Source organism: Rhizobium sp. BK379, assembly GCF_014193955.1.
In the GTDB taxonomy this organism is placed as follows: domain Bacteria; phylum Pseudomonadota; class Alphaproteobacteria; order Rhizobiales; family Rhizobiaceae; genus Rhizobium.
Genome location: NZ_JACIAD010000001.1, coordinates 119,441 through 143,073 on the forward strand (window position 1 = coordinate 119,441; position 23,633 = coordinate 143,073).

Consider the following 23,633-nt stretch of genomic DNA (forward strand, 5'->3'; position numbering starts at 1 on the left):
GTGCGTTATGTCAGGCGTAACCCCATTCTAAACGGAGAATCCGCGTGGGCATTATCGTCTGGTGCGTTCTTTTCGCCATCGTCATCTTCTTCGCCTTCGTGGCGACTCGCATGGCTGCTCAGAACAAGGAAGATGGCCTGCACGATACGGGCCTTGCCATCATCGAATTCGGCCGGGCTTTCCCCAACGAAGCAATCCGCCAGCTCCAGGCGACCGTTGACGGTCAGGCCGTCTTCGTACGCCTGCATGACAACAAGGCTGGTTTCATGCGCAACATGTCGCGCCATTTCGCTTGCCATTTGATCGAGCCGGGAACGGTGCGCGTCCTTGCTTCCGAAACGGGCAGGGGTTTGAACATCGAATTTGTCAATGCACCCTCTCACAACGGCACCTACGAGTTCACCTCGGCCAAGGAGGCGTCGGAGGTCTCGTTATGGCTGCTCGGCAACTATGTTGCCGAGCCGGATAAGGAATTGTCCGCGCCGAATACCTCAGCGGCAAACGGGCATTAGCCGCAGTAATTTCAGGCGCTTTCGGCGAGCTTGATGTCCTGACCCAGCCAGGCGGCGCAATCTGCAAGCGCCCGCTTGGCAATCAACTGTCGCTTCATGATCGTCTTGTCCTTGCCGCGGAAGCGCTTGACGCCTTCTGGCTTGACGATCGAGCCCGGCTGCAATTCCGGAAAAAGACCGAAATTGATGTTCATCGGCTGGAACGAGCGTTTGCCCGGCTCCTCGTCGGTGACGAGATGGCCGCCAGTAATGTGCCCGAGCAGCGAGCCAAGCGCCGTTGTAGCTGGCGGAAGGGAAACTGGCTCGCCCTTGCGTTCTGCCGCGGCAAAGCGGCCTGCCAGCAGACCGACGCTTGCGCTTTCCACATAGCCTTCGCAGCCGGTGATCTGACCGGCAAACCGCAGGCCCGGGCGCGATTTCAGCATCAGTGATGGATCGAGCAAAGTCGGCGAGTTGATGTAGGTGTTGCGATGCAGGCCGCCGAGCCGCGCGAATTCGGCATTCTCGAGGCCCGGGATCAGCCGGAAGATCTCTGCCTGGGCACCATATTTCAGCTTCGTCTGGAACCCGACCATATTGTAGAGCGTGCCGAGCGCATTGTCCTGGCGCAGCTGCACGACGGCATAGGCTTTCACCGTCGGATTGTGCTCATTGGTAAGGCCCATCGGCTTCATCGGTCCATGGCGCAGCGTCTCGCGTCCGCGCTCGGCCATCACCTCGATCGGCAGGCAGCCGTCGAAATAGGGCGTGCCCTCCCACTCCTTGAAACCGACCGCATCGCCGGCAATCAACGCGTCGACGAATGCATTGTACTGCTCCTCGGTCATCGGGCAGTTGATATAGTCCTTGCCGGTGCCGCCGGGGCCGACCTTGTCATAGCGCGACTGATACCAGCAGATATCCATGTCGATGCTGTCACGGTAGACGATCGGTGCGATGGCATCGAAGAACGCAAGGGAATCTTCGCCCGTTTCCGCCTGGATGGCGCCTGCAAGCGATGCCGCCGTCAGTGGACCGGTGGCGATGATCGTCTGATCCCATTCCTGCGGCGGCAGGCCCGAAACCTCTTCACGCACCACGGTGATCAGCGGATGCTCGTGGATTGCCTTGGTCACGGCATCAGAGAAGCCATCACGATCGACAGCCAGTGCGCCGCCTGCTGGCACCTGATGTTTGTCAGCCGACGCCATGATCAGCGAACCGGCCATGCGCATTTCCGCATGGATGACGCCGACGGCGTTGCTGGTAGCATCATCCGAGCGGAAGGAGTTGGAACAGACGAGTTCCGCAAGTCCATCGGTCTTGTGCGCATCCGTGCCGCGCACGCCGCGCATTTCATGCAGGATCACCGGAACGCCCGCATGGGCGATCTGCCACGCGGCCTCAGAGCCGGCTAGTCCGCCGCCAATGACATGAATGGGGGAATAGGAGGAATTATTGGTCATTGGCGGCTGATATCACGCCGGGACATGCGATCCAACAATAGAATCGAAAACGGTGCCCGGCGCCGCCGCAAGCTGGTCAGTCCTGCTCTCGCGTTCCGGGCGACGCTTCGCGCTGGTCGGCATCTTCGAGATCGGCAGCGACGACGTAGGCATCGCCATGTTCCCGCACCGCTTCGCGTTGTGCAGCAAGGTTTGGGAGATCATCGGGAGCCATTTCTTCCGCGTGCTCGCCGAAAGTGTCTATTTCACCCTTCGGTGTTCCGCCGTCCTTACGCCGGGCATCCATCGCACGGGCAGTTTCGTCGGCAATCTCACGCCGGCGAGCGTCGGCTGCCGGGCTGTCTTCTGCCCGCGCATCGTCAGTTGCTTTTTCGAGAAAGGTTCTGGTCAAGGTATCACCTCCAGAAACGGCTGGTCTCGACGGATTGGCGGCCGAGCAGATAGCCGATGCTGAAAGCCAGCACGCCGATACCGACAACGACCGAGCTGGCAGTGTGGGGATGATCGGCCGCGCCCGTTGCGACGGCCTGTACTTCTCGCTTGACCGCGGAGGCGGTGTTCGACGCGGCCTTTCGGATACCTTCGGGTTTGTTCGCGGGCTGGCCGGTAAAGCCTGCATTGAGCTGATTTGCCATGTTGGTCTCCTTTCGTGAAGGAGAACTGACGGAAGGCGCTAGGGTTCCGACAAAGAAGGAGCAAGGCCCAAAAACGAAAACGGCGCCTGATGGCGCCGTCTTGGGGAATGGTTCGTCCGCTTTCTTAGCGGAACGAGCGGGATGCGATGCCGCGGATGTCGTAACGGCTCACACCGATATCGGCGAGCGTCTGGTTGGACAGGTTGCCAAGTTCGTTGAGCGTACGGCGGTAGCTAATCCAGCTCTTTGCAATGCGGATCGGGTTCATGGTTTTTTCCTCGGATGTCTTGTGCAGGCGGCGGGTATCGCCGTTGCTGCGGTTGACATCTATATAGTCGAGGTCCCGCTTTTTGTGCAGTGCAAATAAAAGGCGTCTGCTATGCAAATGTGCAGTCTGATGCTCGCAAATTATGCAGCGCGCGATTTTTGAGCGCGCCAGAAATTAACACTTTCGCAACCTTTGCGGCAGCGAGTGTAGTGCGCAAAAAGAAAACGCCCGCTGCGGGAGCAGCAGGCGTTTTGGGAAGGCAATCTGCTTGGGAGGAGCAGCGATTACCTGTACTTAGCGGGTGGCAGCTTCGCGAGCAACGCGATGGATGTCCGAACGGTCGATACCGAGGTCATGCAATTCGCGGTTGGTCATGCGGCCGAGTTCAGTAACGGTCTGACGATACTTGCGCCAGTTATTGAAAGAGCGAGAGAAGTTCATGTTAATCCCCTTTCCTAGGGCTTGATCCTGCCAGCAGCCATCTCTTCGGCGCTGACCTCTATTTGATGACCAGAATATATGTTGCGCCGCGAAGAACTAACAGAGACAACATTTCAATCCACCTATGCATGATTCGCAGAGCTCTGGCTGTGATTTACAAGCTTTGGCCATTTTCTGGTCAATGAATAGGCAGAATGATTTTTCGCTGATCACCCGGCTTTTGCGAATTGATATTTGGTCCGCGTGCCTGCTTGCGGGAAGTCTTTTCTCCCGGGAACGCCGTCCTGAAAATCCGTGACACCAGATCGCTGCGTATCGGCGTCGATGCTGCCCGCCCCGCTTTGCCGACCGTGCTTAACGAACGCTTGACGATGATTCTCGTGAAAGCCCGAGAAGTCAGGATGCTAATCGTTTAACCATACGTTAAACAAAACGCCCACCGGGGGAGGATCCGGTGGGCGTCATGATGGTGACTGGCAACTGGGAGGAGGAGTGTTGCCAGTCTATCGCAGGGCGCTGGGAGGAGGAGTGCGCATCTGCGAATCTCGTCACGGATATATGGTCCGCAGGCATCCGGAAATCCGGGCCGGGGCGCCATCCCCGTGCTTCGATATCAAGCTAAATAGTATGACTTTTGATGATTTTGCAGTGCAATATATTCATGAGGGCTATGCGGTTCATGCATGCCTCTTTGTAATGGTCGTATATTAGCAATGGTGCGGTTAGTGTTTCGTTAATGCCTGATCCAATTTAGACCAGTGAGGAACTTGTACTTTTGAAATACCGGCATTTCCGTGCGGCGATCCTGCGCTATAAATGCAGAAGCCGAAATTGGCGGGTCGATGCGGGGTAGGGCATGTATCGCGGCAGGTTGGAGCGGGATTTCTCTCTCTGGGTGGAGAAGGGGCTTCTTGAGGAAGGAACGGCCAGGACGCTGCTGGCCGAATACGACGCGCGTCCGGCAAGTTTCAGCCTCGGTCGCGTGCTGATGGGATTGGCGGCCCTACTGCTCGGAGCTGCCCTTTTGCTTCTTGTCGCTTCGAACTGGGAGTACATCCCGCGCCTCGTTCGTGTCGGCCTGATGCTGGCGCTCATCTGGGCGGTGCACATCGGCGCTGCACTCCTTCTTATGCGCGGGGCGCAGGCGACGGCGAGCGGCCTGCTCATTATCGGTGCGCTGAGCTTCGGCGGTGCCATATCGCTCACCGGCCAGATGTATCATCTCTCCGGCGACGAACAGGTGGTCATGTATCTCTGGTTCGCCGTTGCGACCGTTTCAGCCATCCTTTTCCGCTCGGCCGCCGTGACCGTAGTCGCAGGTTTTCTCTCCTGGGCCTCCTTTGCCGTCTACCTCGAGAATTTCGACACGCGCTGGTTCGGCTTCGGTCCTTATGCGCCGCTTGTCATGGCGGCTGTCATCATCGGGCTCGTGCGCTTCACAGGCGCTGCCCGGGCGCGCCATCTCGCCTATCTGCTGGTGGTCGGCTGGCTCGCATGGCTTTATATGATGACGGAGGAAATATCCGTGGCGATCGTCTTCGCCGTTCTCGGCATGCTGGCCTTCTTGCTGACTGCCTTGCCCGTCCGCCCGATTTCCTCGCTCGTCAGAACCGCGGGTGCAGCCCCGGCCTTCTATAGTTTCCTCGTCGCCCTCATGGGGTTGCTCCTGCTCCATATCGAAATGGATGAAGGCGGACGTATGGTGGTGATCGGCCTGCTGACACTGGCTGCCGCCATTGTGGCGCTCGTGCTCCATGGCCGGGATAATGGAGCGGTGCGCTATCTGGCCTACGGCGCTTTCGCCGCCGAGATGTTGTACCTCGCCTCGGTAACGGTTGGCACGATCTTGGGCACGTCGAGCCTCTTCCTTTTCTCGGGCCTGGTGGTCGCTGCCGTGGCCTGGGTCGTCATCCGTCTGGAAAGGCGCTTCGCGTCTGGGCCAGGATCCGTCGAGGCAGGGGAGGAACGCGCATGAGCTTGGCCTTCGCAAGACTGCAAACCGGTCGCTTCTATCTTGTTGCCGCAATCCTCGTCGCGGGCCTGCAGACGCTGATCCTCGGCTACATTATCCAGAGCCGTGCCTCTATCCTCGCAAGCGGTACCGAAGTCTTGCTGAAGACGGCTCCGGTTGATCCGCGCGATTTCCTGCGCGGCGACTACGTCGTGCTGAACTACGACATATCGTCGGTCCCTGTCTCGACAGTCACCGGCGGCATTCCGGCGGAAGCCGGCGAGCAGACCCTGTGGGTGCGCCTCAAACGCCAGCCCGACGGATTCTGGGGCATTGTCGAATCGTCATTCGCCGAATTGCCGGCGGCATCGGATACAGTCGTCCTGCGCAGCCTGCCTTTCTATAGCTATGGTCCCGGTAGCGGCGAAACCATCCGCGTCGAATACGGGATAGAGCGCTATTACGTGCCGGAAGGCGAAGGCAAGCCGCTGGAGGAGGCCCGCAACGAGGGCGTCGTTTCGATCGCCGCCAGCGTTTCCTCCTCCGGTGCAGCGCAGATCCGTAGCCTCGTCGTGGACGGCAAGCCGGCCTATGAAGAGCCTCTCTATTGAGAGCCGGCATGGCTGGCGGGAACGATGCGATTTTGGCCGAAAATCCCTGTCATTTGCCGTTCATTTTTCCTTTGCCTGTTCTAAATCGGGTGTTATAGAGACGCCGCGCTCCGGAAGGCCTCATGCGCAGGCATATGCATGCGGTTTTGCGAACGCGGGTATGGTGAAATTGGTAGACACGCCAGATTTAGGTTCTGGTGCCGCAAGGCGTGGGAGTTCAAGTCTCTCTACCCGCACCAAGCTGCCTTGCAGGGCGGGAGGACTGGAACTCGGTTGTCCCGGATACCCGGAAAGCGAGTGCAGTTCCGCTTAAGGCGGAACGAACAGGAATTGAGAAAAAGCCACGCGCGGCAGTTGGCCGGCGTCGTGCTCACCGAAACGAACGGCGTCTGGGCACGGCCGCCACGGAAATGAAGGTAGGAAGACATGCAGGTTACCGAAACGCTCGCTGAAGGGCTGAAGCGCGAAATCAAGGTCGTTATCCCGGCCAAGGACATGGAAAACAAGCTGAACGAGCGCCTTGCCGACGTGAAGGACAAGGTTCGCATCAACGGCTTCCGTCCGGGCAAGGTTCCGGCCGCTCACCTCAAGAAGGTTTATGGCAAGTCCATCATGGTCGACCTCGTCAACGAGATCGTCCGCGACCAGCCGACGCAGATCCTGTCGAGCCGTGGTGAAAAGTCGGCGACCCAGCCGGAAATCGATATGACGGAAGACCAGGCCGAGGTCGAAAAGATCCTCGCTGCCCAGCAGGATTTTGAGTTCACGCTCTCCTACGAAGTTCTCCCGCCGATCGAACTGAAGTCCAACAAGGGCATCAAGGTCACGCGCGAAGTCGTTGACATCTCCGACGACGAAGTCAACGAGCAGGTTCTCAAGGTCGCTGAAAGCGCCCGCGACTATGCCGAAAAGAAGGGCAAGGCCGCCAACGGCGACCGCGTCAAGATGGACTATGTCGGCAAGGTCGACGGCGTTGCCTTCGACGGCGGCACCGATCAGGACGCTGAACTGGTTCTCGGTTCCGGCCGTTTCATCCCGGGCTTCGAAGACCAGCTCGTCGGCGCCAAGGCTGGCGATGAGAAGACCATCAACGTAACCTTCCCGGCCGACTATCCGGCCAAGAACCTCGCTGGCGCGGAAGCCACCTTCGACGTCACCGTCAAGGAAGTTGCTGCTCCGGCCGACGTTGAAATCAACGACGAACTTGCCAAGAAGCTCGGTCTCGAATCGGCTGACCGTCTCAAGGAAATCGTCCGCGGCCAGATCGAATCCCAGTACGGTTCGCTGACGCGCCAGAAGCTGAAGCGCCAGATCCTCGACCAGCTCGACGAACTGTACAAGTTCGAAACCCCGTCCAAGCTCGTCGAAGCCGAATATAATGGCATCTGGAACCAGGTCAGCAATGACCTCGCCCAGTCCGGCAAGACCTTCGAAGACGAAGACACGACCGAAGAGAAGGCTCGCGAAGAGTACCAGAAGCTCGCCGAGCGCCGCGTTCGCCTCGGTCTCGTTCTCTCCGAAATCGGCGAAAAGGCCGGCGTCGAAGTAAGCGAAGACGAAATGCAGCGCGCGGTCTACGAACAGCTGCGCCAGTATCCGGGCCAGGAAAAGCAGATCCTTGAGTTCTTCCGCAGCCAGCCGGGTGCCGCCGCCTCGATCCGCGCTCCGATCTTCGAAGAAAAGGTCATCGACCACCTGCTGACCGAAATCGACGTCACCGACAAGAAGGTGACCAAGGAAGAACTGCTCGCCGACGAAGAAGGCGAAGCTTCTGAAAAGGCTGACACCAAGAAGGCTGCTCCGAAGAAGAAGGCTGCCGCCAAGACGGAAGCTGCTGCAGACGCTGCTGAAGGCGAAGAAGCTGCTCCGAAGAAGAAGGCTGCTCCGAAGAAGAAGGCTTCCGAGGATAGCGCCGAGTAATCGGTTTTTCCGGACTGAAATTCGAAAGGCCCCGCCGACGTGCGGGGCCTTTTCTTTTTGATCGTGTCAAGATCGTCGAATTCCTGGATACTCTGCAAATGGCCGAGGCTGGCCAGATCATTCAAATTGCTTGAGCCAGAACAAAAGTCGGATTCTTACGGCTTCGGCTTGTTTGGCAACGAGTGATAGCCAATTCAGTTTGGTGTCGGCAGGCGGCGCGTGACCGCATCTGAATACGCAGCGCTGTGAATATCGCCGGCCGCCGCACTCCGCGAGCCTATTGGGGCGACGAGATGCTGGGACGAACAACAGCGCGCCTTTGCTTTGCCGATTGGATGATATAGAGGCTGAGGCAGGACGCGACCGCCATTAACTTAAGAATGGGGTCGGGCGGCAGATTGACGTCACGTCGCTGCCACGAGATCACGTGGCCGTTCTCTCTCGATCGCTCAATCGTCGCTATTACCACGCCGGCCCGAAAATCGGAGTCGATTCTCGGGAAGCTCAATGGTTGGTTCAACGAGACAAAGCACCCCTGGTGCGTCCGGATGGACGCACGGTACTCTAGACAGCCTTGCGTGAGTGGGTCAGTTCGGCGACCTTCTTGATATGGCTGACGGCAGCGGTGCCACCAGCCGTCTTTGTGAAGAGGTCGAGAACATCTTCGTCATCATCGGCAACGGGTGTCAGAGCCTTGTCCATGTAGCTTTTGGCAGCGACATCGCGGGCGATAAAGAAAGCCGAAATGCTAAGCTTGATGATCGTGCCGGCAAGGGAGAGATGCTTGCGGGCGGTGTCGAAGGCAAAGCGCGGCCAGAACAGCAGCGGATGCTCGCGCTTCAGGCCGGGGCGGCGCTCCGAAGGATGCTTCAGGCGAACAAGGCCGCTCTGCAGCGGATGAACGTTCTCGAGCGGCACGGTTGTCGCAAACGAGACGAGAACCTTGACGAGGCTGCTGAGCTTGATGCCGGTTGCCGCGCCGCGCCGCAGCAGGGTCTTCATATGCTCAGGCGAGTAGTAGAGCGGCCAGGCCTCCTGATAGATATCTTCCCACTCCTTCTTGCTCATCTTCGGATGAGCCGTGCAGACATGCTCGACATCGTAGATATTGAGATCGGCGTCCATCTCGACGCCCTTCTTCCAGAGAACCTGATGGTCCTCGGAGCCGGGCAGTGGCGTCAGAACGAAGAATTCGATGACGTCGAGCGGCAGCTCTTCCTGAATGATCTTGATATCGCGGCGGATCGATTCCGGCGTGTCGGCCGGGAAGCCCAGAATATAGCCGGCAAGCGTCATGATGCCCTGTGCCTTCCAGGCCAGCAGCATCTTGCGATATTCGGTGATCTTGTTCTGGTTCTTCTTGGCGGCGGTCAGATTATCAGGATTGACGTTTTCCAGGCCGATGAAGACACGGGTGACGCCGGCGCGTTTCGACTTTTCGATGAAGTTCGGGATCTTGTGGCAGAGCGTGTCCACCTGGATCATCAGGCCGAGCGGAATGCCATCCTTTTCCCTGAGTTCGATCAGGCGGTCGAAGATCGCTTCCCAATCCTTGTTGCGGGCGAAGTTGTCGTCGGTGATGAAGAACTTATGGATGCCCTGCGCCCAGTTCATCCGCACCAGCCGTTCGACATCGTCAGCGGATCGAAAACGCGACTTGCGGCCCTGCACGTTGATAATCGTGCAGAAGGAACATTGATAGGGGCAGCCGCGGCCGGCATCGAAACTGGTGCTGAGGCCGAGCGTGCGCTGGATATTGTCCTTCGGCAGGAAGGGCACCGGCGTGCCGCCGATGCCGGGAAGGTCGTTCATGAAATTGTAGAGTGGCTTCAGTTCGCCGGCTACTGCATCGCGCAGCACCATCTCCAGCCGCCCCTCGGCCTCGCCGGCAAACATGGAAATACCCATCTTGCGGCATTCCTCGAGGCCGATCGCGTCGCCGTCGAGCATCGACAGGCATCCCGAGATGTGAAAGCCACCCATCGAAACCGGCAATCCGGCATCGCGGAAGGGGCGGGCGATGTCGAGTGCGCGGGGGTACTGATTGGATTGGACGCCGATCAGCGCGATCATTCCGAAATTGTCGTTGCGTTTGAACTGCGCCAGGATCGCTGCGAAGTCGATGCGCGTATTGGTCTCGTCGATGACGGTAATGTCGATTGCCGTATCGGCGCCCAATATTTGCCGCTCGGCACAGTCAGCGGCGATCCCGTAAATGGCCGCCAGCGAATTGGAGGGAATCATCGCCCGCCACCAGCGGATCACGTAGCCGTCGTCATCATAGTGCGACGGCTTTATCAGGATAAGTTGAAACCGCCTGCGAGCAGTCTCTGAAATGTGGGCCAAAATATTATCTTTCGTTTTTGGCTGCGGACCGGTCCTTGGTGGCGTCGCAGGCTAGTCTAAGACATGGATTTCATGCTGTCGAAAGGCGCGCACCATACTTGGGAAGGCAACAGACAAAACGCAATAGAACGACCCCCGGTGCGAACAGCTCGAACTTTACCAATATCTTTTGACATAGGATATAGGCAGTTTGCAGGCCTCATATCAGACTACCACAGGATGTGCACATGTTAGCGTCATCGAGAAAAGGCCTGCAGATGCGGGGATGTCACACCTCGATGCTAACGTGGTTGGTCTCCGTCTTGCGTTCTCAAAGTTCGGATTTTATATCGCCCATCCGGTTCCAGGCATCGAGACCGGCGATCTTGTAGGCTTCGGCAAGCGTCGGATAGTTGAAGGTATTTTCGACGAAATATTCGACTGTGCCCTTCAAGTTCAGCACAGCCTGGCCGATATGCACCAGTTCCGTCGCACCTTCGCCCACGATGTGCACGCCAAGCAGGCGACGCGTCTTCAGCGAGAAGATCAGCTTCAGCAGACCGGTCTCAAGGCCCATGATATGGCCGCGTGATGTCTCGCGGAAACGGGCGATGCCGCATTCATAGGGAATGCCGCGTTCTTTCATCTCCTCTTCCGTCAGGCCGCAGGTCGAAATTTCCGGTACGGCATAGATGCCGTAGGGGAAATACTTTTGCGGCTCCTTGGCGACGGCACCGATGGCGACGCGCGCTGCGATGCGGCCCTGTTCCATCGAGGTGGAGGCAAGGCTCGGGAAGCCGACGACGTCGCCGGCGGCATAGATGTTAGGCACGGATGTCTGGAACGTCTCGGGATTGACCTTCAGGCGTCCGCGGCTGTCGGCTTCGAGGCCGATGGCCTCCAGGTTGAGTGTATCGGTGGCGCCCATGCGCCCGGCGGCGAAAAGCACCATGTCGGTCACGAGATGCCGGCCGCTGTCGAGTGTCAGCTGCACCTTGCCTGTCTCAAGTCGCTCGACCTTCTCGGCCTTCGTGCCGAGCAGCAGCTTCATATTGCGGTCGCGCAGCTGATAGGTGAAATCCTCGATGATTTCCTTGTCGATGAAGTCGAGCATGGTCGATTTTGGATCGATGACGGTAACGGCCGTATCCAGCGCCGAAAAGATCGTTGCATACTCGATACCAATGACGCCGGCGCCGATGACGACCATGCTGCGTGGCAGTTCCTCGATATCAAGCAGCTCGTCGCTATCGAGCACGGTCTTGTTGTCGAAGGGCATGTAATCAGGCCGAAACGGCTTGGTGCCGACGGCAAGCAGGATGCTGGCGCCAGTCACCGTCATTGTGTCGCCGTCGTCCTTGATGATCTGCAGAGTATTGGCATCGACGAAGCTTGCCTTGCCGCGAATGTGCTGCACGCGGTTGCGGGCGAACTGATGTTCGAGCACTTCCACTTCGTGGTCGAGTGTGATCAGCAGGCGTCGGCGCAGGTCTTCAGCGCTGATCTCCTGCTTGACGCGGTAGCTGCGGCCGTAAAAGCCGCGCTCGCGCCAGCCGGAAAGATTGAGTGCGGTTTCGCGCAGCGTCTTCGAGGGGATCGTACCGGTATGGACCGAGACGCCACCGACGCGTTTTCCCGCCTCGATGACCAGCACTTTCTTGCCGAGTTTTGCAGCCTGGATTGCGCCACGGCGCCCTGCCGGGCCGCTGCCCACTACCACGAGATCGTACTGGAACATCCTTTAGCCCCGAACTGGAATTGGAATCATATTGCGACGCGAAATGTCGCGCGTTCATCGGTAGCCGGTCAATGTTACAGTTTCTATTTCCGGTACAGTTTAGGAGTTCAGAAAGCCGAACATCGGCTCAAGCCGCTCGAATGTGCGATCCATTGCATAGGCGCCGATGAAGAAAAGCGACAGATGGCCGTAGGTCAGCGAGATCTGCGACTCCGCCGCCATCTCTCCTTCCTTGGCAACGCCGGCGACATAGATCGCCGAAGCCAGCCCCGTACGGTCAGCGCCGGCCTTGCAGTGGATGAGCAACGGCTTGGGTGCAGCGGCCATGATCGCCATCAGCTGGCGCCCTTCCTCGACGGAGAGTTCCTTTGTCGCCGACATACGGAAATCGATATGCTGGACATTGAGTCCCTTTGCCGCGGCGATCTCGTTGTCGTACCAGGCCTCGCCGCTGCTGTCGCCGCGCAGGTTCAGTACGGATTTGATGCCGTATTCCTTGACGAGTTCGCCAAGCTTCGCGGGGGAGGGCTGGGCGGAGCGGTATACCTGGCCATCGACGACCGCATGCACATTCGTCGAAAGCTGCAGGTAACCGAGATAGAGGCCGGTTACGACAAGCAGCAAAAGTGTCAGCCGTATCAGCGATCGAAGGCTTGGCGGCGCGTACAAGCGACCAGGAGAAATGCCCATAATTCCCATCCTGTTTCAGTCGTTCAGCTTGGAGAACGCCAAGATGGCTTTTTCATGCCTTGGTCGCAGTCTTATATCAGGCGCAGCCCTTTGAGGCTTGCTTGTCCATCTTTGCCGATGATGATGTGATCGTGGATGGCGATGCCGAGCGGCTTCGCAGCATCGATGATCATCTTCGTCATGTCGATATCGGCGCGTGATGGTGTGGGGTCGCCCGAGGGGTGGTTGTGCACGAGAATGAGCGCCGTTGCGGAAAGCTCCAGCGCCCGCCTCACGACCTCGCGTGGATAGACGGGTGTGTGATCCACGGTTCCGCGTCCCTGCACCTCGTCGGCGATCAGCGCATTGCGCTTGTCGAGGAACAGGATGCGGAACTGCTCGCGCGTTTCATGCGCCATAGCCGCGTGACAATACTGGATGACCGACGACCACGAGGAGAGCACCTGCTTGCCCCGAAGCTCGCTCTTAAGGGCGCGATGGCCGATGGTGGATATCAGCTTCAGATCCAGTGCCACAGCCTCTCCGACGCCTTTGACCTCCTGCAGCAGTGCGGCCGGTGCGCCGAAGACGCCGGCAAGCGATCCGAAGCGGTCGATCAACGCCTTGGCAATGGGTTTCGTGTCGCGGCGCGGGATCAGTCGGAAAAGCAGGAGTTCGAGGATTTCGTAATCGACGAGCGCCGTATCGCCGTGCTCTCGAAAACGGCTGCGCAGCCTTTCGCGATGGCCGTGATAATGTTCTTCCTTGGCGGGCAGGGCGGCCTTTTTGGTAGAAGCGGCCGCCTTTGCCGGCTGTCCGAAAAACGCTCGTTCATCAGTGACAATGTCCTCGTCCGTATCGAAAGGCAGTTCGTCGCCAGACTGCGGAGCAGGCGCCTTCGCCATGGACAGCGTCACCCGTTCAATGGCGGCAGGCCCGGCCGGTCGAGGCCGGCGGGCGAAAGCGTGAAGATTTCGCAGCCATTGGCGGTGACGCCGACCGTATGTTCGTATTGCGCCGACAGCGAGCGATCGCGCGTCACGGCCGTCCAACCGTCGGCCAGTACCTTCACATGCGGGCGTCCGAGATTGATCATCGGTTCGATGGTGAAAATCATGCCCTCGCGCAGTTCCGGCCCTTCATTGGCGCGGCCATAATGCAGGATGTTTGGCGAATCGTGGAAGAGGCGGCCGACACCATGGCCGCAGAAGTCGCGCACCACCGAACAGCGCTCGGCTTCCGCATAGGCCTGGATCGCTTCGCCGATCGCGCCGGTGCGCGCGCCGGGATGGACGGCAGCGATGCCGCGCATCAAGGACTCATAGGTCACTTCCAGCAGCCGTTCCGCCGCACGCTTGACCTGGCCGACCGGATACATCCGGCTCGAATCCCCGTGCCAGCCGTCCACAACGAAGGTAACGTCGATATTGACGACATCGCCTTCGCGCAGCGGCTTGTCGTCGGGTATGCCGTGACAGACGACGTGGTTGATCGAGGTGCACGTCGATTTCGTATAGCCGCGATAGTTCAACGTCGCCGGATAGGCGCCGTTATCCATGCCGAATTCGAAAACGAAGCGGTCGATTTCATTGGTGGCAAGACCCGGCTTGACGACATCGGCAAGCGCATCGAGGCAACGTGCGGTCAACTGGCACGCGTTGCGCATTCCCTCGAATGCTTCAGGGCCGTAAAGCCTGATGGCGCCGGTATTTTTCGGCGGCGCGGTTGCGGCTTCGATATAATTCACCATTGCAAGGCCTTAGCAGAAATTGTCGTCTCTTTTCATAATGCAGCTATGCCGGGTTCGTCCATCGCGATCAACCGCATGGGCAAGATTTCTCGGCGTGTTATGTCGGGTGAAAAATGCCGCCGGGCCGCCCACCAGCGTCAACAGGGCTGCGGATCATCAATATCCACAGTCTTCTCAATTAGATAGGATTGTAGACGGAAAATTCCACTGTTACTCACCGATTGGTGACAGACCGGGGTTGACCGAATGCTGAATGAAACTGCCGTGGCCGTGCTCGAAAAGACGGGTGCCGCTGAACCTGAAAAGCGCATCCGCGACAGAAGCGCCACCGAGCGCGCTATCTTGAAAGCCGCAAAGAATCTGCTGGCCGAAGAGGGCTTCCAGAATTTCGGCATCAATGCCGTCGCCCGCCGCGCCGGCTGCGACAAGCAGCTCATCTACCGCTACTATGGCGGTCTCGACGGTCTTGTCGAGGCGATCGGCGCCGATCTCGGCAATTGGGTCAAGGACCGGATTCCCGAAGATACCGGCGGCATGTTCCTTTTGACCTATGGCGACCTGATGGAGCGGCTGTCGCTGCTCTTCCTGGAAGCGCTGCGTGACGATCCCTTGATGCGCCGTATCGTCGCCTGGGAGGTTTCGGAAAATACCGAGCAGGTGAAGCGCCTTTCCGAAGCGCGTTCGAAAGCGCTGGGGCTCTGGCTCGACCGCATGCGCGGTTCGCTGATGCCGCCCAAGGGCGTCGATACCGCGGCCGTCAATGCCCTGATCTTTGCTTCCATCCAGCACCTCGTGCTTTCGGCCGCTGCCGGCGGCCAGTGCGCGGGCCTGGTGTTGAAGAACGGCAAGGACTGGGAGAAGGCGGCAGGCGCGTTGAAGCGGCTGGTGCGCGGCGTCTACGGCTGAGCTATTCACAGCCTCCGCTCCCGCGTTAACCTTAACATTTGGTTTACGTTGCGTGGTGCTGGTTAACTCGCCAGTGTGGCCCACATTAGAAATGTAACGAATGTGGACCCGAGTTCAGTGATGGGAACCAGAGCAGCCAGAACCGCGTTGCTTGTCGCGGCGATGATGTTTTTCGCCGTACTGGCGCTGGATATCGCCGTGCCCACGCTCGTACTCTGCGTCATGGCGTCGTCGGTCTGGCTCGTGTCTCTTGATATGCCGGTCCTGCGCAAGCACGAAGGAGGGGCCGCATGAAGTGGTTTCTGATCTTCTGGGCCGGTCCGATCGTCTTCCTGGCGGGATGGTACTGGCTTTCCTACTATGATCTGAACTTCGGCATCTTCATGCTGACGCGGCAGGTCCATGACCTGACCTTCCAGATCTACGGCAAGGCGCTCGGCCTGCCGCCGCAGGAAATCCCGCCGCTCGTCGCCCGCGCCATCGCCGTCGACAGCCTCGTCGTTTTTGCCATCATGGGCTTCCGCAAGCGCGGCCAGATCTCCGCCTGGTGGAAGGCGCGTCACGCCTCCGTGTCGTCAGCCGATCTCGCCAGCAAGGAAAGCCTGTCGAGCGCGCCCTGAAGGATGAAGCTTGCGGCGGCCGAATCGATCCGTTCGGCCCGTTTTGCCCGCGAGACATCCATTTCCAGCAAGGCCCGTTCTGCCGCCACCGTCGATAGTCGCTCATCCCAGTAAACGAAGGGTGTGGCAGTCTTCTGCTCCATGTTGCGCACGAAGGCCCGAGTCGCCTGTACGCGCGGCCCCGCTGATCCGTCCATGTTCATCGGCAGGCCGATGACAAAGGCTGTGACCTTTTCCTTTGCAGCAAAACCCAGCAAGATCTCGGCATCGATGGAGAACTTCTCCCGCTTGAGGACGGGACGCGGCGTCGCAAAGCGGCGTCCGAGATCGGACATGGCAAGGCCGATCGTCTTGGTGCCGAGATCGAGGCCGGCGATCGCCTGCCCAGGGGCGAGTATTCCGGCCAGTTCCTCGATCGTCAGCACCGTCATTGCCATGTCATCCTGTCAAGAGAAATTGAAGTTCCCGCCGCTTTTCTTTGCGGCCATATCGGCTATGTCCTTAGAGCAATTCCAGAAAAAGTGCGAAACGGTTTTCCGAACCGGAACCACGTTAAACCATTCTGGTCCCGGAAATCGCTTTTGTATCATGTGATTAAGGAGACTTTTCATGAAGATCATCTGGCTCGGGCATTCCGCTTTCCGTATCGAGACGAAAGCCGCCAAAATCCTGATCGATCCCTTCCTGAGCTATAATTCGTCCTTCGAGGGTCAGGATATCAAGAATGTGACCAACGGCATTACCCACATCCTGCTGACCCACGGCCACGGCGACCATGTCGGCGATACCGTAGCGATCGCCAAGGAAACGGGCGCCGTCGTTCTCGCCAATGCCGATCTTGCCTCCTGGCTCGGGACCAAGGGCGTTGAAAAGCTGGAAATGGGCAATACCGGTGGCACGGTTTCGCTCGGCAGCTTCACCGCCACCTTCACCAACGCGCTGCATTCTTCGGCCCAGATGACGGAAGACGGCGTTTCCCATTCGCTCGGCAACGCGAACGGCCTCATGCTGCATTTCGACGATGAGCCGAGCCTCCTCCACATGGGCGACACGGACATCTTTTCGGATATGGCGCTGATCAACGAACTGCATCAGCCCGATATCGGTATTGTGCCGATCGGAGATCGCTTCACCATGGGCGGCGCGGTGGCCGCACTTGCCTGCCAGCGCTACTTCAACTTCAAGACGGCTATTCCCTGCCACTACGGCACCTTCCCGATCATCGACCAGACGCCGGAAAAATTCATCGCCGGCATGGAAGCCTCCAAGACGCAAGTGAAGGCGCCGAAGCCCGGCGAAAGCCTGTCGCTCTGACGCGCTAGCCCTCAAATCCCGCGGTGTTTGAGGGCAGGAATTCTGCATTGTCCAAAAGGCAAACCCGTTGCACAGGACGGACATGGTCTTTATAGCGATAGGAAAATTCCTATCCGGAGAATGCCATGTCCGTTGACCTCGCCACCGTTAAGCGCGTTGCGCGCCTTGCCCGTATTGCCGTCTCGGAAGAAGAGGCAAATCGCATGGTCGGCGAATTGAATGGTATCCTCGGCTTTGTCGAGCAGCTCTCCGAAGTCAATGTCGACGGCGTCGAGGCCATGACCTCGGTAACGCCGATGGACATGAAGAAGCGCACGGATGTCGTCAACGACGGCAACAAGGCTGAGGACGTCGTTGCCAATGCGCCGATCACCGACCACAATTTCTTCCTGGTGCCGAAAGTCGTCGAATAAGGCGCTTTATCCGCCTCTTTCCGACCCTGTTGCCATTTTCAGATCTGAAGCGAAAACACGATGAGCGAACTCACCAGCCTGACCATTGCCGAAGCCCGCCGCAAGCTGCGCGCCAAGGAAATCACCGCGACCGAACTGACCGAGGCCTATATCTCGGCGATCGATGCGGCCAATGCTCATCTCAACGCTTACATCAAGGTCACGCCGGATCTCGCCCGTCTCATGGCGAAGAATTCCGACGAGCGGATCGCCGCCGGCAAGGCAGGCGAACTCGAAGGTATCCCGCTCGGCATCAAGGACCTGTTCGCCACCGTCGGTGTGCATACCCAGGCTTGCAGCCACATTCTCGACGGTTTCGAGCCCCGTTATGAATCGACCGTGACCCGGAACCTCTGGGATGACGGTGCGGTCATGCTCGGCAAGCTGAACATGGACGAGTTCGCGATGGGCTCTTCCAACGAAACCTCGCACTATGGCGCGGTCATCAACCCCTGGCGCGCCGCCGGCTCCAATCAGCAGCTCGTTCCGGGCGGCTCTTCCGGTGGTTCGGCTGCAGCCGTTGCCGCCCATCTTTGCGCAGGTGCAACTGCAACCGACACAGGCGGCTCGATCCGCCAGCCGGCTGCCTTCACAGGCACCGTCGGCATCAAGCCGACCTATGGCCGCTGCTCGCGCTGGGGCACGGTTGCTTTCGCGTCCTCGCTCGATCAGGCCGGCCCGATCGCCCGCGACGTGCGCGATGCTGCAATCCTGTTGAAGTCGATGGCGAGCGTCGATGCCAAGGACACGACCTCCGTCGACCTGCCGGTTCCGGATTACGAAGCCGCCATCGGCCAGTCGCTGAAGGGCATGAAGATCGGTATTCCGAACGAATACCGCGTCGACGGCATGCCCGACGAAATCGAATCCATCTGGCAGCAGGGCATCGCCTGGCTGAAGGATGCTGGTGCCGAGATCGTCAACATCTCTCTGCCCCACACGAAATACGCCCTTCCGGCCTATTATATCGTGGCTCCCGCCGAAGCCTCTTCGAACCTCGCTCGTTATGATGGCGTGCGTTACGGGCTCCGGGTCGACGGCAAGGATATCGTCGATATGTACGAGAAGACGCGCGCTGCCGGCTTCGGCCAGGAAGTCAAGCGCCGCATCATGATCGGCACCTATGTTCTGTCGGCCGGTTACTACGACGCCTATTACCTGCGCGCCCAGAAGGTCCGCACGCTGATCAAGCGCGATTTCGAACTTGCCTTCGATGCCGGCGTCGATGCCATTCTGACGCCCGCAACCCCGTCATCGGCCTTCGGCGTTGCCGACGAGGACCTCGCATCCGATCCGGTCAAGATGTACCTCAACGACATCTTCACGGTGACGGTCAACATGGCCGGTCTGCCGGGCATCGCCGTTCCCGCCGGCCTCGATCACAAGGGCCTGCCGCTCGGCCTGCAGCTCATCGGCAAGGCCTTCGACGAGGAAACCCTCTTCAAGACCGCTCATGTCATCGAGCAGGCCGCAGGCAAGTTCACTGCCGCCAAATGGTGGTGATGGCCCAACGATCCGAAAGAATGCAGACGCCGGCCACAAGATGGTCGGCGTTTCTCTTTTGCCGATGCATTTGAGGATCAGTTGAGTCGGACCGGCGAAGGTCATGGCTGAAAACCCGGTCATGCTGTGTCTGAAGGAGCTTGAAGTCCTGGAAACCATTGCCGGCAAGGTTGGTCACCTGACCGTCCACAACGGTACGGGCGGATTGATGAACGACATCATCAATCTCCGCGATTGAGGAAAAGCAGGCGCCGTCTCGGTTTTTGAGGCGGCGCCTGCTATAGAGGGCCGACTCTGCAGGGAGGGCCTCATGCCGAAACAGGATCTTGCGCGGTTGATCGAGGCCTTTGATCGCCTCGCTGCCAAAGGCTTCAAAATGGGGCCGGAGTGGGAGGCAGTTCATGAGATCTGCCAGAACCACGAGGGCGAACAGCCCTTCGACTGGGGGCATGCACTTTGTCACCGTGTCGAAGGTGACGACTGGAATGCAGGCTACTGGTATCGCCGTGCCGGCAAGGTGATCGGCGCCGGCACGATCGCCGACGAGTGGACGGCGACCCGCGCAGAGCTTTCGGAAAAGCTTTGAAACCGTCCTGGCCGCGCGAAGACCTCGTCGCGCGGCCAGGCTTTTGTCAGTCCTATCTGTTATCGACCTGTGCCCTGACGAGCTTCAGCCCCCGTTCGGTGATCCGGTATGGCTGACCGGCTGAAGACTTTATTGCCTTCAGCCGCTTCAGTTTGCGGAAAAGCTCCATGCCGAAGCCGGGATAGACCCAGCCGTCGCGGGTGAAGCAACTTACCGTTTCGATCTTTCTGTTGTCGTTGCGGGTAATTTCGATGCGGCCGCCTTGGGCCATAAGGTGCAGGATGCGCTGTTCTGTGCGCGAGATGTCCATTGCTGTTGATCCGGAAACGCGCCTTCATGAAGGCGCACGAAAACGATCTGGCGCTCGGGCTTATCCGATACGCCGCGGCTTCGTTTTTCGGGCCCATGCGCGCGAGGCTGTGCTTGCGGGCAGGGCCTTTACCGGGTCTCAGACAGGTTAGACATAAACACCTCTTGGGCAATTCCAGCAAAAGCGTTCAGCGGTTTGCGTCCGGAATTGCGTGTAGAAAGAGATAGGGCATTTCCGTGTTTCGCAGAAAAGCGGAAATACCCTTACGTGCTTTCTATCAATAACCACAATTTGGTCAAGCGAAGGCAACCTGCAGAAAGTGGCGGATAAACCCGGTTTGGCTGTTTATCTCATTGGAGGCACTGGAAAATTGCCCGACTCAATGGTCTACTTCGTACTCTAGCGCGGAGGTGCCATTGATCCACATTCGCAATGCCCGCGAAGGCGAAACGGAACTCTTGAGCGAAATCGGCTTGAGAGCCTGGCAAAGAGCGATGGCATTGATCGGCGAATCGGACGCAATGACGGATGGCGCCCGCAACGCCTTCCGGACCTTCGTGGACAATAACTGGCTCACCATTACGGTCGTCGAGCAGAACGGGCAGGTTGCCGGCTGGGCGGCGCGCGAGGGGCTGGACGAGACCATTTCCGACTTCTGGATCGATCCGAGCTTCAACCGCCAGGGGTTGGGCACGGCACTTCTCGAACATATCGAAGCCGACATTTTCGAGCAGGGCTTCGAGGAGGCGGCGATGCAGACCCATTCGGGAAATACCGAGGCGATCTCCTTCTTCCAGAAGCATGGCTACGCCATCCACTGGCTTTCTGTCGCCTATAATCCGAAGCTCGACCGCGACGTGCCCTCCGTCGGTCTCAGCAAACATCTCGGCCCGCAGGAGCCGGAAGGTTACGGTCCCGGTTTCTAGACCCTTGTCGAGGCACTGAAAGCCTTGCACCGGCAGGCCATTTCCTTTACCTCACCAGATGAAAAGAACAGCCTTTAAAGAGCATCCAATGACCCTTGTCGACGTTCGCACGCCTGATCCGAAACGTTATATCCCCGGCGCCACTGGCGATTGGGAAGTCATCATCGGCATGGAAGTCCATGCTCAGGTGCTCTCCAACTCCAAGCTTTTTTCCGGTGCGTCGACGGAATTCGGCAAGCCGCAGAATTCGAACGTCTCGCTCGTCGATGCCGCCATGCCCGGCATGCTGCCTGTCATCAACGAGGAATGCGTCAAGCAGGCGGTGCGCACCGGTCTTGGCCTGAAGGCTCAGATCAACAAGCGCTCTATCTTCGACCGCAAGAACTACTTTTATCCGGACCTGCCGCAGGGCTACCAGATCTCGCAGTTCAAGGATCCGATTGTCGGCGAGGGCAAGATCGTCATCTCGCTCGGCCCCGATCGTCAGGGCCAGTTCGAGGATATCGAGATCGGCATCGAGCGCCTGCACCTGGAGCAGGATGCCGGCAAGTCGATGCACGACCAGCATCCGACCATGTCCTATGTCGATCTTAACCGTTCCGGCGTGGCGTTGATGGAAATCGTCTCCAAGCCGGATATGCGCACGTCGGATGAGGCCAAGGCCTACATGACGAAGCTGCGCTCGATCGTGCGCTACCTCGGCACCTGCGACGGCAATATGGATGAAGGCTCCATGCGCGCCGACGTCAACGTCTCCGTCCGCCGCCCGGGCGAAGCCTTTGGCACGCGCTGCGAAATCAAGAACGTCAATTCCATCCGCTTCATCGGCCAGGCGATCGAATACGAAGCCCGCCGCCAGATCGGCATCCTGGAAGATGGCGGTTCGATCGATCAGGAAACCCGCCTCTTCGACCCGAACAAGGGCGAGACGCGGTCCATGCGCACCAAGGAAGATGCGCATGACTATCGCTACTTCCCCGATCCGGATCTGCTGCCGCTCGAATTCGACGACGCCTTCGTCCGCGAGCTTGCCCAGCATCTGCCGGAACTGCCCGACGACAAGAAGGAGCGTTTCGTCCGCGAGTTGGGTCTCTCTATCTACGATGCCTCCGTGCTTGTCTCGGAAAAGGCGATTGCCGATTATTTCGAAGCCGTTGCCGAAGGCCGTGACGGCAAGGCGGCCGCCAACTGGGTCATCAACGATCTGCTCGGTGCCCTGAACCGCACCGGCAAGGATATAGAGGAAACGCCGGTCTCTCCGGCACAGCTCGGCGGCATCATCGACCTCATCAAGGCCGAGACCATTTCCGGCAAGATCGCCAAGGATGTTTTCGAAATCATCCTCAACGAAGGCGGCGACCCCGCCGAGATCGTCGAAAGCCGTGGCTTGAAGCAGGTGACGGATACCGGCGCCATCGAGAAGGCTGTCGACGAGATTATCGCCGCCAACCCGGACCAGGTCGCCAAGGTCAAGGCAAAGCCGACGCTTGCCGGCTGGTTCGTCGGTCAGGTCATGAAGTCGACCGGCGGCAAGGCCAATCCGCAGGCCGTTCAGGCCCTCGTCAAGGCCAAGCTCGGTATCGAGGAAGAATAGGCCGAAGGCTGGAGCGTTGTGCGTCCACTCGGACGCACGAAGGACGCTCTAATTCTTTGAAGCTACGCATAGGCTTTCCGAGAATCGTTTCCGATTTTCGGGCCGGTGCTGTAGGCCGAATGGTCAGAAGCGGTTTTCGGAAGACCGATGCCGCAAGGAGAAGGTCTTGGTCTATTTTGTCCGAACGGCTGGCGAGCGCGATCTGGAAAAGGTTCGCGCTCTCCTGGTCGAGAGCTTCCATAGGGCCTATGACGCCAGTCACGGCGTCGCAAAGGTCGATGAGCTGATCACCAATCTCTTTTCGCCGACCGCGCTGAAGGCGCGGCTGACGAAGAAGAACGCCGAATTCCTCGTGGCCGATGATGGCAGGAATATTGGCGGCATGGGTTATGCGGCGATGTCGTCCGAGATGACGAAAACCGTGATGTTGCACCTTCTCTACGTGAAGCCGGATCTGCAGCGCCAGGGCATCGGCCGCGATATCTTCGCAGAGCTCGAAACCTGCTTCCCGGATGCGGAGATCATGCGGCTGGAGGTCGAGGTTCAGAACCAGGAAGCCATCCATTTCTATACCCGGCTCGGCTTTGTCGAAGCTGGCCGCAACGAGAATACTGGCCCCAGCCAGTCCGGCATTCCGACGCTGGTTTTCGAGAAAGCGCTCGAGTTCCACTAATGGCATCCGGCGAGATTATCATCCGCGAAGCACGTGAAGCCGATCTGCCGGTATTGATCGCCATGTTTGCCGCCGATCCGCTTGGCGGTCATGGTGACACGATTGATCCTGAGGCCTATCCCGATTACGTCCGGGCCTTTGCGACGATTGCGGCATCCTCCACCCAGACGCTTTATGTTGCCGAATGGGACGCTGACGTCGTCGGCACCTTCCAGACGATGATCACCACCTCGCTTAACGCACGCGGCTCATCCGCCATGATTGTCGAAGCGGTGCAGACGCGCGCCGATTTGCGCGGGCAGGGGATCGGTGCGCAGATGATCGAATTTGCCATTGCCGAGGCGAAAAGTCGCGGTGTCAGGCTCATCCAGCTGACATCGAATGCGGTACGCAAGGATGCCCATCGTTTCTATGAAAGGCTGGGCTTCAAGCCGTCGCATCTTGGTTTCAAGATGGCTCTGAAATGACCGCGTTTTCGGTCGGA

General features: G+C 58.9%; 28 protein-coding genes and 1 tRNA gene. 17 read left to right on the forward strand and 12 right to left on the reverse strand.

Translation table 11 applies throughout. The annotated features are described in order from the left end of the window. The first annotated feature begins 44 nt into the window (after positions 1 to 44). Positions 45 to 512 carry a hypothetical protein gene (locus tag FHT93_RS00685; RefSeq protein ID WP_112968504.1) on the forward strand — a complete coding sequence of 156 codons (468 nt, stop codon included), beginning with the start codon at positions 45 to 47 and terminating at the stop codon, positions 510 to 512. An 11-nt stretch (positions 513 to 523) separates the two neighbouring features. Here the strand turns inward: FHT93_RS00685 and trmFO are convergent, their stop codons facing one another. From trmFO to FHT93_RS00710, 5 genes are all read right to left on the reverse strand, one after another. Beyond that, positions 524 to 1,957: a methylenetetrahydrofolate--tRNA-(uracil(54)-C(5))-methyltransferase (FADH(2)-oxidizing) TrmFO gene (trmFO, locus tag FHT93_RS00690; RefSeq protein WP_183845896.1), complete on the reverse strand. Its 1,434-nt coding sequence runs from the start codon at positions 1,955 to 1,957 to the stop codon at positions 524 to 526. Between the two features lie 76 nt (positions 1,958 to 2,033). Continuing rightward, positions 2,034 to 2,348 carry a hypothetical protein gene (locus FHT93_RS00695; RefSeq protein ID WP_183845897.1) on the reverse strand — a complete coding sequence of 105 codons (315 nt, stop codon included), beginning with the start codon at positions 2,346 to 2,348 and terminating at the stop codon, positions 2,034 to 2,036. 4 nt (positions 2,349 to 2,352) lie between these two features. Continuing rightward, a complete protein-coding gene (locus FHT93_RS00700) occupies positions 2,353 to 2,592 on the reverse strand; it encodes a hypothetical protein (protein WP_112545761.1) in 240 nt (79 codons plus the stop codon). Between the two features lie 124 nt (positions 2,593 to 2,716). Beyond that, positions 2,717 to 2,860 carry a DUF1127 domain-containing protein gene (locus FHT93_RS00705; RefSeq protein ID WP_112545790.1) on the reverse strand — a complete coding sequence of 48 codons (144 nt, stop codon included), beginning with the start codon at positions 2,858 to 2,860 and terminating at the stop codon, positions 2,717 to 2,719. A 294-nt stretch (positions 2,861 to 3,154) separates the two neighbouring features. Next, complete coding sequence (locus FHT93_RS00710; RefSeq protein WP_112968501.1) at positions 3,155 to 3,301, reverse strand: DUF1127 domain-containing protein; 147 nt, start codon at positions 3,299 to 3,301, stop codon at positions 3,155 to 3,157. 856 nt (positions 3,302 to 4,157) lie between these two features. Here FHT93_RS00710 and FHT93_RS00715 point away from each other — a divergent pair. From FHT93_RS00715 to tig, 4 genes are all read left to right on the forward strand, one after another. Then, the gene (locus FHT93_RS00715; RefSeq protein ID WP_183845898.1) at positions 4,158 to 5,276 is read left to right on the forward strand and encodes a DUF2157 domain-containing protein; all 1,119 of its coding nucleotides are present in this window, start codon (positions 4,158 to 4,160) and stop codon (positions 5,274 to 5,276) included. Next, complete coding sequence (locus FHT93_RS00720; protein ID WP_112968499.1) at positions 5,273 to 5,863, forward strand: GDYXXLXY domain-containing protein; 591 nt, start codon at positions 5,273 to 5,275, stop codon at positions 5,861 to 5,863. Before FHT93_RS00715 ends, FHT93_RS00720 begins: the two co-directional genes overlap by 4 nt. A 154-nt stretch (positions 5,864 to 6,017) precedes the next feature. Beyond that, positions 6,018 to 6,102: transfer RNA gene (locus FHT93_RS00725), tRNA-Leu, on the forward strand. 187 nt (positions 6,103 to 6,289) lie between these two features. Then, the gene (tig, locus tag FHT93_RS00730; RefSeq protein ID WP_113117152.1) at positions 6,290 to 7,783 is read left to right on the forward strand and encodes a trigger factor; all 1,494 of its coding nucleotides are present in this window, start codon (positions 6,290 to 6,292) and stop codon (positions 7,781 to 7,783) included. Between the two features lie 564 nt (positions 7,784 to 8,347). Here the strand turns inward: tig and FHT93_RS00735 are convergent. The 5 genes from FHT93_RS00735 to map all read right to left on the reverse strand — a co-directional run bounded on the left by FHT93_RS00735 (position 8,348) and on the right by map (position 14,265). Next, positions 8,348 to 10,129 carry a radical SAM protein gene (locus FHT93_RS00735; protein WP_183845899.1) on the reverse strand — a complete coding sequence of 594 codons (1,782 nt, stop codon included), beginning with the start codon at positions 10,127 to 10,129 and terminating at the stop codon, positions 8,348 to 8,350. 310 nt (positions 10,130 to 10,439) lie between these two features. Next, positions 10,440 to 11,846 (reverse strand): Si-specific NAD(P)(+) transhydrogenase, encoded by a 1,407-nt coding sequence (sthA, locus tag FHT93_RS00740; protein ID WP_112545756.1) that lies wholly within the window; start codon positions 11,844 to 11,846, stop codon positions 10,440 to 10,442. Between the two features lie 99 nt (positions 11,847 to 11,945). Further along, entirely contained in the window at positions 11,946 to 12,536 is a 591-nt protein-coding gene (locus FHT93_RS00745) for a dual specificity protein phosphatase family protein (RefSeq protein ID WP_112968497.1), read from the reverse strand. A gap of 71 nt (positions 12,537 to 12,607) precedes the next feature. Then, the gene (gene radC, locus FHT93_RS00750) at positions 12,608 to 13,420 is read right to left on the reverse strand and encodes a DNA repair protein RadC (RefSeq protein ID WP_112968496.1); all 813 of its coding nucleotides are present in this window, start codon (positions 13,418 to 13,420) and stop codon (positions 12,608 to 12,610) included. A gap of 8 nt (positions 13,421 to 13,428) precedes the next feature. Next, a complete protein-coding gene (gene map / locus FHT93_RS00755; RefSeq protein ID WP_183845900.1) occupies positions 13,429 to 14,265 on the reverse strand; it encodes a type I methionyl aminopeptidase in 837 nt (278 codons plus the stop codon). Between the two features lie 246 nt (positions 14,266 to 14,511). Between map and FHT93_RS00760 the strand changes: the two genes are divergently transcribed. From FHT93_RS00760 to FHT93_RS00770, 3 genes are all read left to right on the forward strand, one after another. Then, positions 14,512 to 15,171, forward strand: a complete 660-nt coding sequence (locus tag FHT93_RS00760) for a TetR/AcrR family transcriptional regulator (RefSeq protein ID WP_112545752.1) — start codon at positions 14,512 to 14,514, stop codon at positions 15,169 to 15,171. A gap of 120 nt (positions 15,172 to 15,291) precedes the next feature. Continuing rightward, positions 15,292 to 15,465, forward strand: a complete 174-nt coding sequence (locus FHT93_RS00765) for a hypothetical protein (RefSeq protein ID WP_183845901.1) — start codon at positions 15,292 to 15,294, stop codon at positions 15,463 to 15,465. After that, the gene (locus tag FHT93_RS00770; protein WP_112545751.1) at positions 15,462 to 15,791 is read left to right on the forward strand and encodes a DUF6105 family protein; all 330 of its coding nucleotides are present in this window, start codon (positions 15,462 to 15,464) and stop codon (positions 15,789 to 15,791) included. Before FHT93_RS00765 ends, FHT93_RS00770 begins: the two co-directional genes overlap by 4 nt. On the opposite strand, the gene ruvX is transcribed toward FHT93_RS00770, so the two are convergent. Continuing rightward, positions 15,731 to 16,222, reverse strand: coding sequence for a Holliday junction resolvase RuvX (gene ruvX / locus FHT93_RS00775; RefSeq protein ID WP_112968495.1), 492 nt, complete (start codon positions 16,220 to 16,222; stop codon positions 15,731 to 15,733). The genes FHT93_RS00770 and ruvX overlap by 61 nt on opposite strands. Before the next feature lie 178 nt (positions 16,223 to 16,400). On the opposite strand from ruvX, the gene FHT93_RS00780 reads away from it, so the two are divergent. The 5 genes from FHT93_RS00780 to FHT93_RS00800 all read left to right on the forward strand — a co-directional run bounded on the left by FHT93_RS00780 (position 16,401) and on the right by FHT93_RS00800 (position 19,646). Beyond that, positions 16,401 to 17,105, forward strand: a complete 705-nt coding sequence (locus tag FHT93_RS00780; protein ID WP_112545749.1) for a metal-dependent hydrolase — start codon at positions 16,401 to 16,403, stop codon at positions 17,103 to 17,105. A 125-nt stretch (positions 17,106 to 17,230) separates the two neighbouring features. Then, positions 17,231 to 17,518 (forward strand): Asp-tRNA(Asn)/Glu-tRNA(Gln) amidotransferase subunit GatC, encoded by a 288-nt coding sequence (gene gatC, locus FHT93_RS00785; RefSeq protein ID WP_112545748.1) that lies wholly within the window; start codon positions 17,231 to 17,233, stop codon positions 17,516 to 17,518. A 60-nt stretch (positions 17,519 to 17,578) separates the two neighbouring features. Then, positions 17,579 to 19,060: an Asp-tRNA(Asn)/Glu-tRNA(Gln) amidotransferase subunit GatA gene (gatA, locus tag FHT93_RS00790; protein ID WP_113013589.1), complete on the forward strand. Its 1,482-nt coding sequence runs from the start codon at positions 17,579 to 17,581 to the stop codon at positions 19,058 to 19,060. 103 nt (positions 19,061 to 19,163) lie between these two features. Continuing rightward, entirely contained in the window at positions 19,164 to 19,298 is a 135-nt protein-coding gene (locus FHT93_RS35875; protein WP_281413499.1) for a hypothetical protein, read from the forward strand. A 72-nt stretch (positions 19,299 to 19,370) separates the two neighbouring features. Further along, a complete protein-coding gene (locus tag FHT93_RS00800) occupies positions 19,371 to 19,646 on the forward strand; it encodes a hypothetical protein (protein ID WP_112968492.1) in 276 nt (91 codons plus the stop codon). A 52-nt stretch (positions 19,647 to 19,698) separates the two neighbouring features. Here the strand turns inward: FHT93_RS00800 and FHT93_RS00805 are convergent, their stop codons facing one another. Further along, the gene (locus FHT93_RS00805; protein ID WP_112545745.1) at positions 19,699 to 19,956 is read right to left on the reverse strand and encodes a YjhX family toxin; all 258 of its coding nucleotides are present in this window, start codon (positions 19,954 to 19,956) and stop codon (positions 19,699 to 19,701) included. A 416-nt stretch (positions 19,957 to 20,372) separates the two neighbouring features. On the opposite strand from FHT93_RS00805, the gene FHT93_RS00810 reads away from it, so the two are divergent. The 4 genes from FHT93_RS00810 to FHT93_RS00825 all read left to right on the forward strand — a co-directional run bounded on the left by FHT93_RS00810 (position 20,373) and on the right by FHT93_RS00825 (position 23,616). After that, entirely contained in the window at positions 20,373 to 20,882 is a 510-nt protein-coding gene (locus tag FHT93_RS00810; RefSeq protein WP_112968491.1) for a GNAT family N-acetyltransferase, read from the forward strand. Positions 20,883 to 20,970: 88 nt separating this feature from the next. Next, positions 20,971 to 22,476, forward strand: a complete 1,506-nt coding sequence (gene gatB, locus FHT93_RS00815; RefSeq protein WP_112545743.1) for an Asp-tRNA(Asn)/Glu-tRNA(Gln) amidotransferase subunit GatB — start codon at positions 20,971 to 20,973, stop codon at positions 22,474 to 22,476. 166 nt (positions 22,477 to 22,642) lie between these two features. After that, the gene (locus tag FHT93_RS00820) at positions 22,643 to 23,149 is read left to right on the forward strand and encodes a GNAT family N-acetyltransferase (RefSeq protein ID WP_112545742.1); all 507 of its coding nucleotides are present in this window, start codon (positions 22,643 to 22,645) and stop codon (positions 23,147 to 23,149) included. Further along, complete coding sequence (locus tag FHT93_RS00825; RefSeq protein WP_112545741.1) at positions 23,149 to 23,616, forward strand: GNAT family N-acetyltransferase; 468 nt, start codon at positions 23,149 to 23,151, stop codon at positions 23,614 to 23,616. The genes FHT93_RS00820 and FHT93_RS00825 overlap by 1 nt, the downstream gene beginning before the upstream one ends. Positions 23,617 to 23,633: the final 17 nt, after the last annotated feature.

Coding starts and splice junctions, on each gene's coding strand:
- trmFO (WP_183845896.1), bottom strand. CDS start 1,957: ATGACCAATAATTCCTCCTATTCCCCCATTCATGTCATTGGCGGCGGA.
- FHT93_RS00700 (WP_112545761.1), bottom strand. CDS start 2,592: ATGGCAAATCAGCTCAATGCAGGCTTTACCGGCCAGCCCGCGAACAAA.
- FHT93_RS00705 (WP_112545790.1), bottom strand. CDS start 2,860: ATGAACCCGATCCGCATTGCAAAGAGCTGGATTAGCTACCGCCGTACG.
- FHT93_RS00710 (WP_112968501.1), bottom strand. CDS start 3,301: ATGAACTTCTCTCGCTCTTTCAATAACTGGCGCAAGTATCGTCAGACC.
- FHT93_RS00715 (WP_183845898.1), top strand. CDS start 4,158: ATGTATCGCGGCAGGTTGGAGCGGGATTTCTCTCTCTGGGTGGAGAAG.
- FHT93_RS00720 (WP_112968499.1), top strand. CDS start 5,273: ATGAGCTTGGCCTTCGCAAGACTGCAAACCGGTCGCTTCTATCTTGTT.
- tig (WP_113117152.1), top strand. CDS start 6,290: ATGCAGGTTACCGAAACGCTCGCTGAAGGGCTGAAGCGCGAAATCAAG.
- sthA (WP_112545756.1), bottom strand. CDS start 11,846: ATGTTCCAGTACGATCTCGTGGTAGTGGGCAGCGGCCCGGCAGGGCGC.
- FHT93_RS00745 (WP_112968497.1), bottom strand. CDS start 12,536: ATGGGCATTTCTCCTGGTCGCTTGTACGCGCCGCCAAGCCTTCGATCG.
- radC (WP_112968496.1), bottom strand. CDS start 13,420: ATGGCGAAGGCGCCTGCTCCGCAGTCTGGCGACGAACTGCCTTTCGAT.
- map (WP_183845900.1), bottom strand. CDS start 14,265: ATGGTGAATTATATCGAAGCCGCAACCGCGCCGCCGAAAAATACCGGC.
- FHT93_RS00760 (WP_112545752.1), top strand. CDS start 14,512: ATGCTGAATGAAACTGCCGTGGCCGTGCTCGAAAAGACGGGTGCCGCT.
- FHT93_RS00765 (WP_183845901.1), top strand. CDS start 15,292: ATGGGAACCAGAGCAGCCAGAACCGCGTTGCTTGTCGCGGCGATGATG.
- FHT93_RS00770 (WP_112545751.1), top strand. CDS start 15,462: ATGAAGTGGTTTCTGATCTTCTGGGCCGGTCCGATCGTCTTCCTGGCG.
- ruvX (WP_112968495.1), bottom strand. CDS start 16,222: ATGACGGTGCTGACGATCGAGGAACTGGCCGGAATACTCGCCCCTGGG.
- FHT93_RS00780 (WP_112545749.1), top strand. CDS start 16,401: ATGAAGATCATCTGGCTCGGGCATTCCGCTTTCCGTATCGAGACGAAA.
- gatC (WP_112545748.1), top strand. CDS start 17,231: ATGTCCGTTGACCTCGCCACCGTTAAGCGCGTTGCGCGCCTTGCCCGT.
- gatA (WP_113013589.1), top strand. CDS start 17,579: ATGAGCGAACTCACCAGCCTGACCATTGCCGAAGCCCGCCGCAAGCTG.
- FHT93_RS35875 (WP_281413499.1), top strand. CDS start 19,164: ATGGCTGAAAACCCGGTCATGCTGTGTCTGAAGGAGCTTGAAGTCCTG.
- FHT93_RS00800 (WP_112968492.1), top strand. CDS start 19,371: ATGCCGAAACAGGATCTTGCGCGGTTGATCGAGGCCTTTGATCGCCTC.
- FHT93_RS00805 (WP_112545745.1), bottom strand. CDS start 19,956: ATGGACATCTCGCGCACAGAACAGCGCATCCTGCACCTTATGGCCCAA.
- gatB (WP_112545743.1), top strand. CDS start 20,971: ATGACCCTTGTCGACGTTCGCACGCCTGATCCGAAACGTTATATCCCC.
- FHT93_RS00825 (WP_112545741.1), top strand. CDS start 23,149: ATGGCATCCGGCGAGATTATCATCCGCGAAGCACGTGAAGCCGATCTG.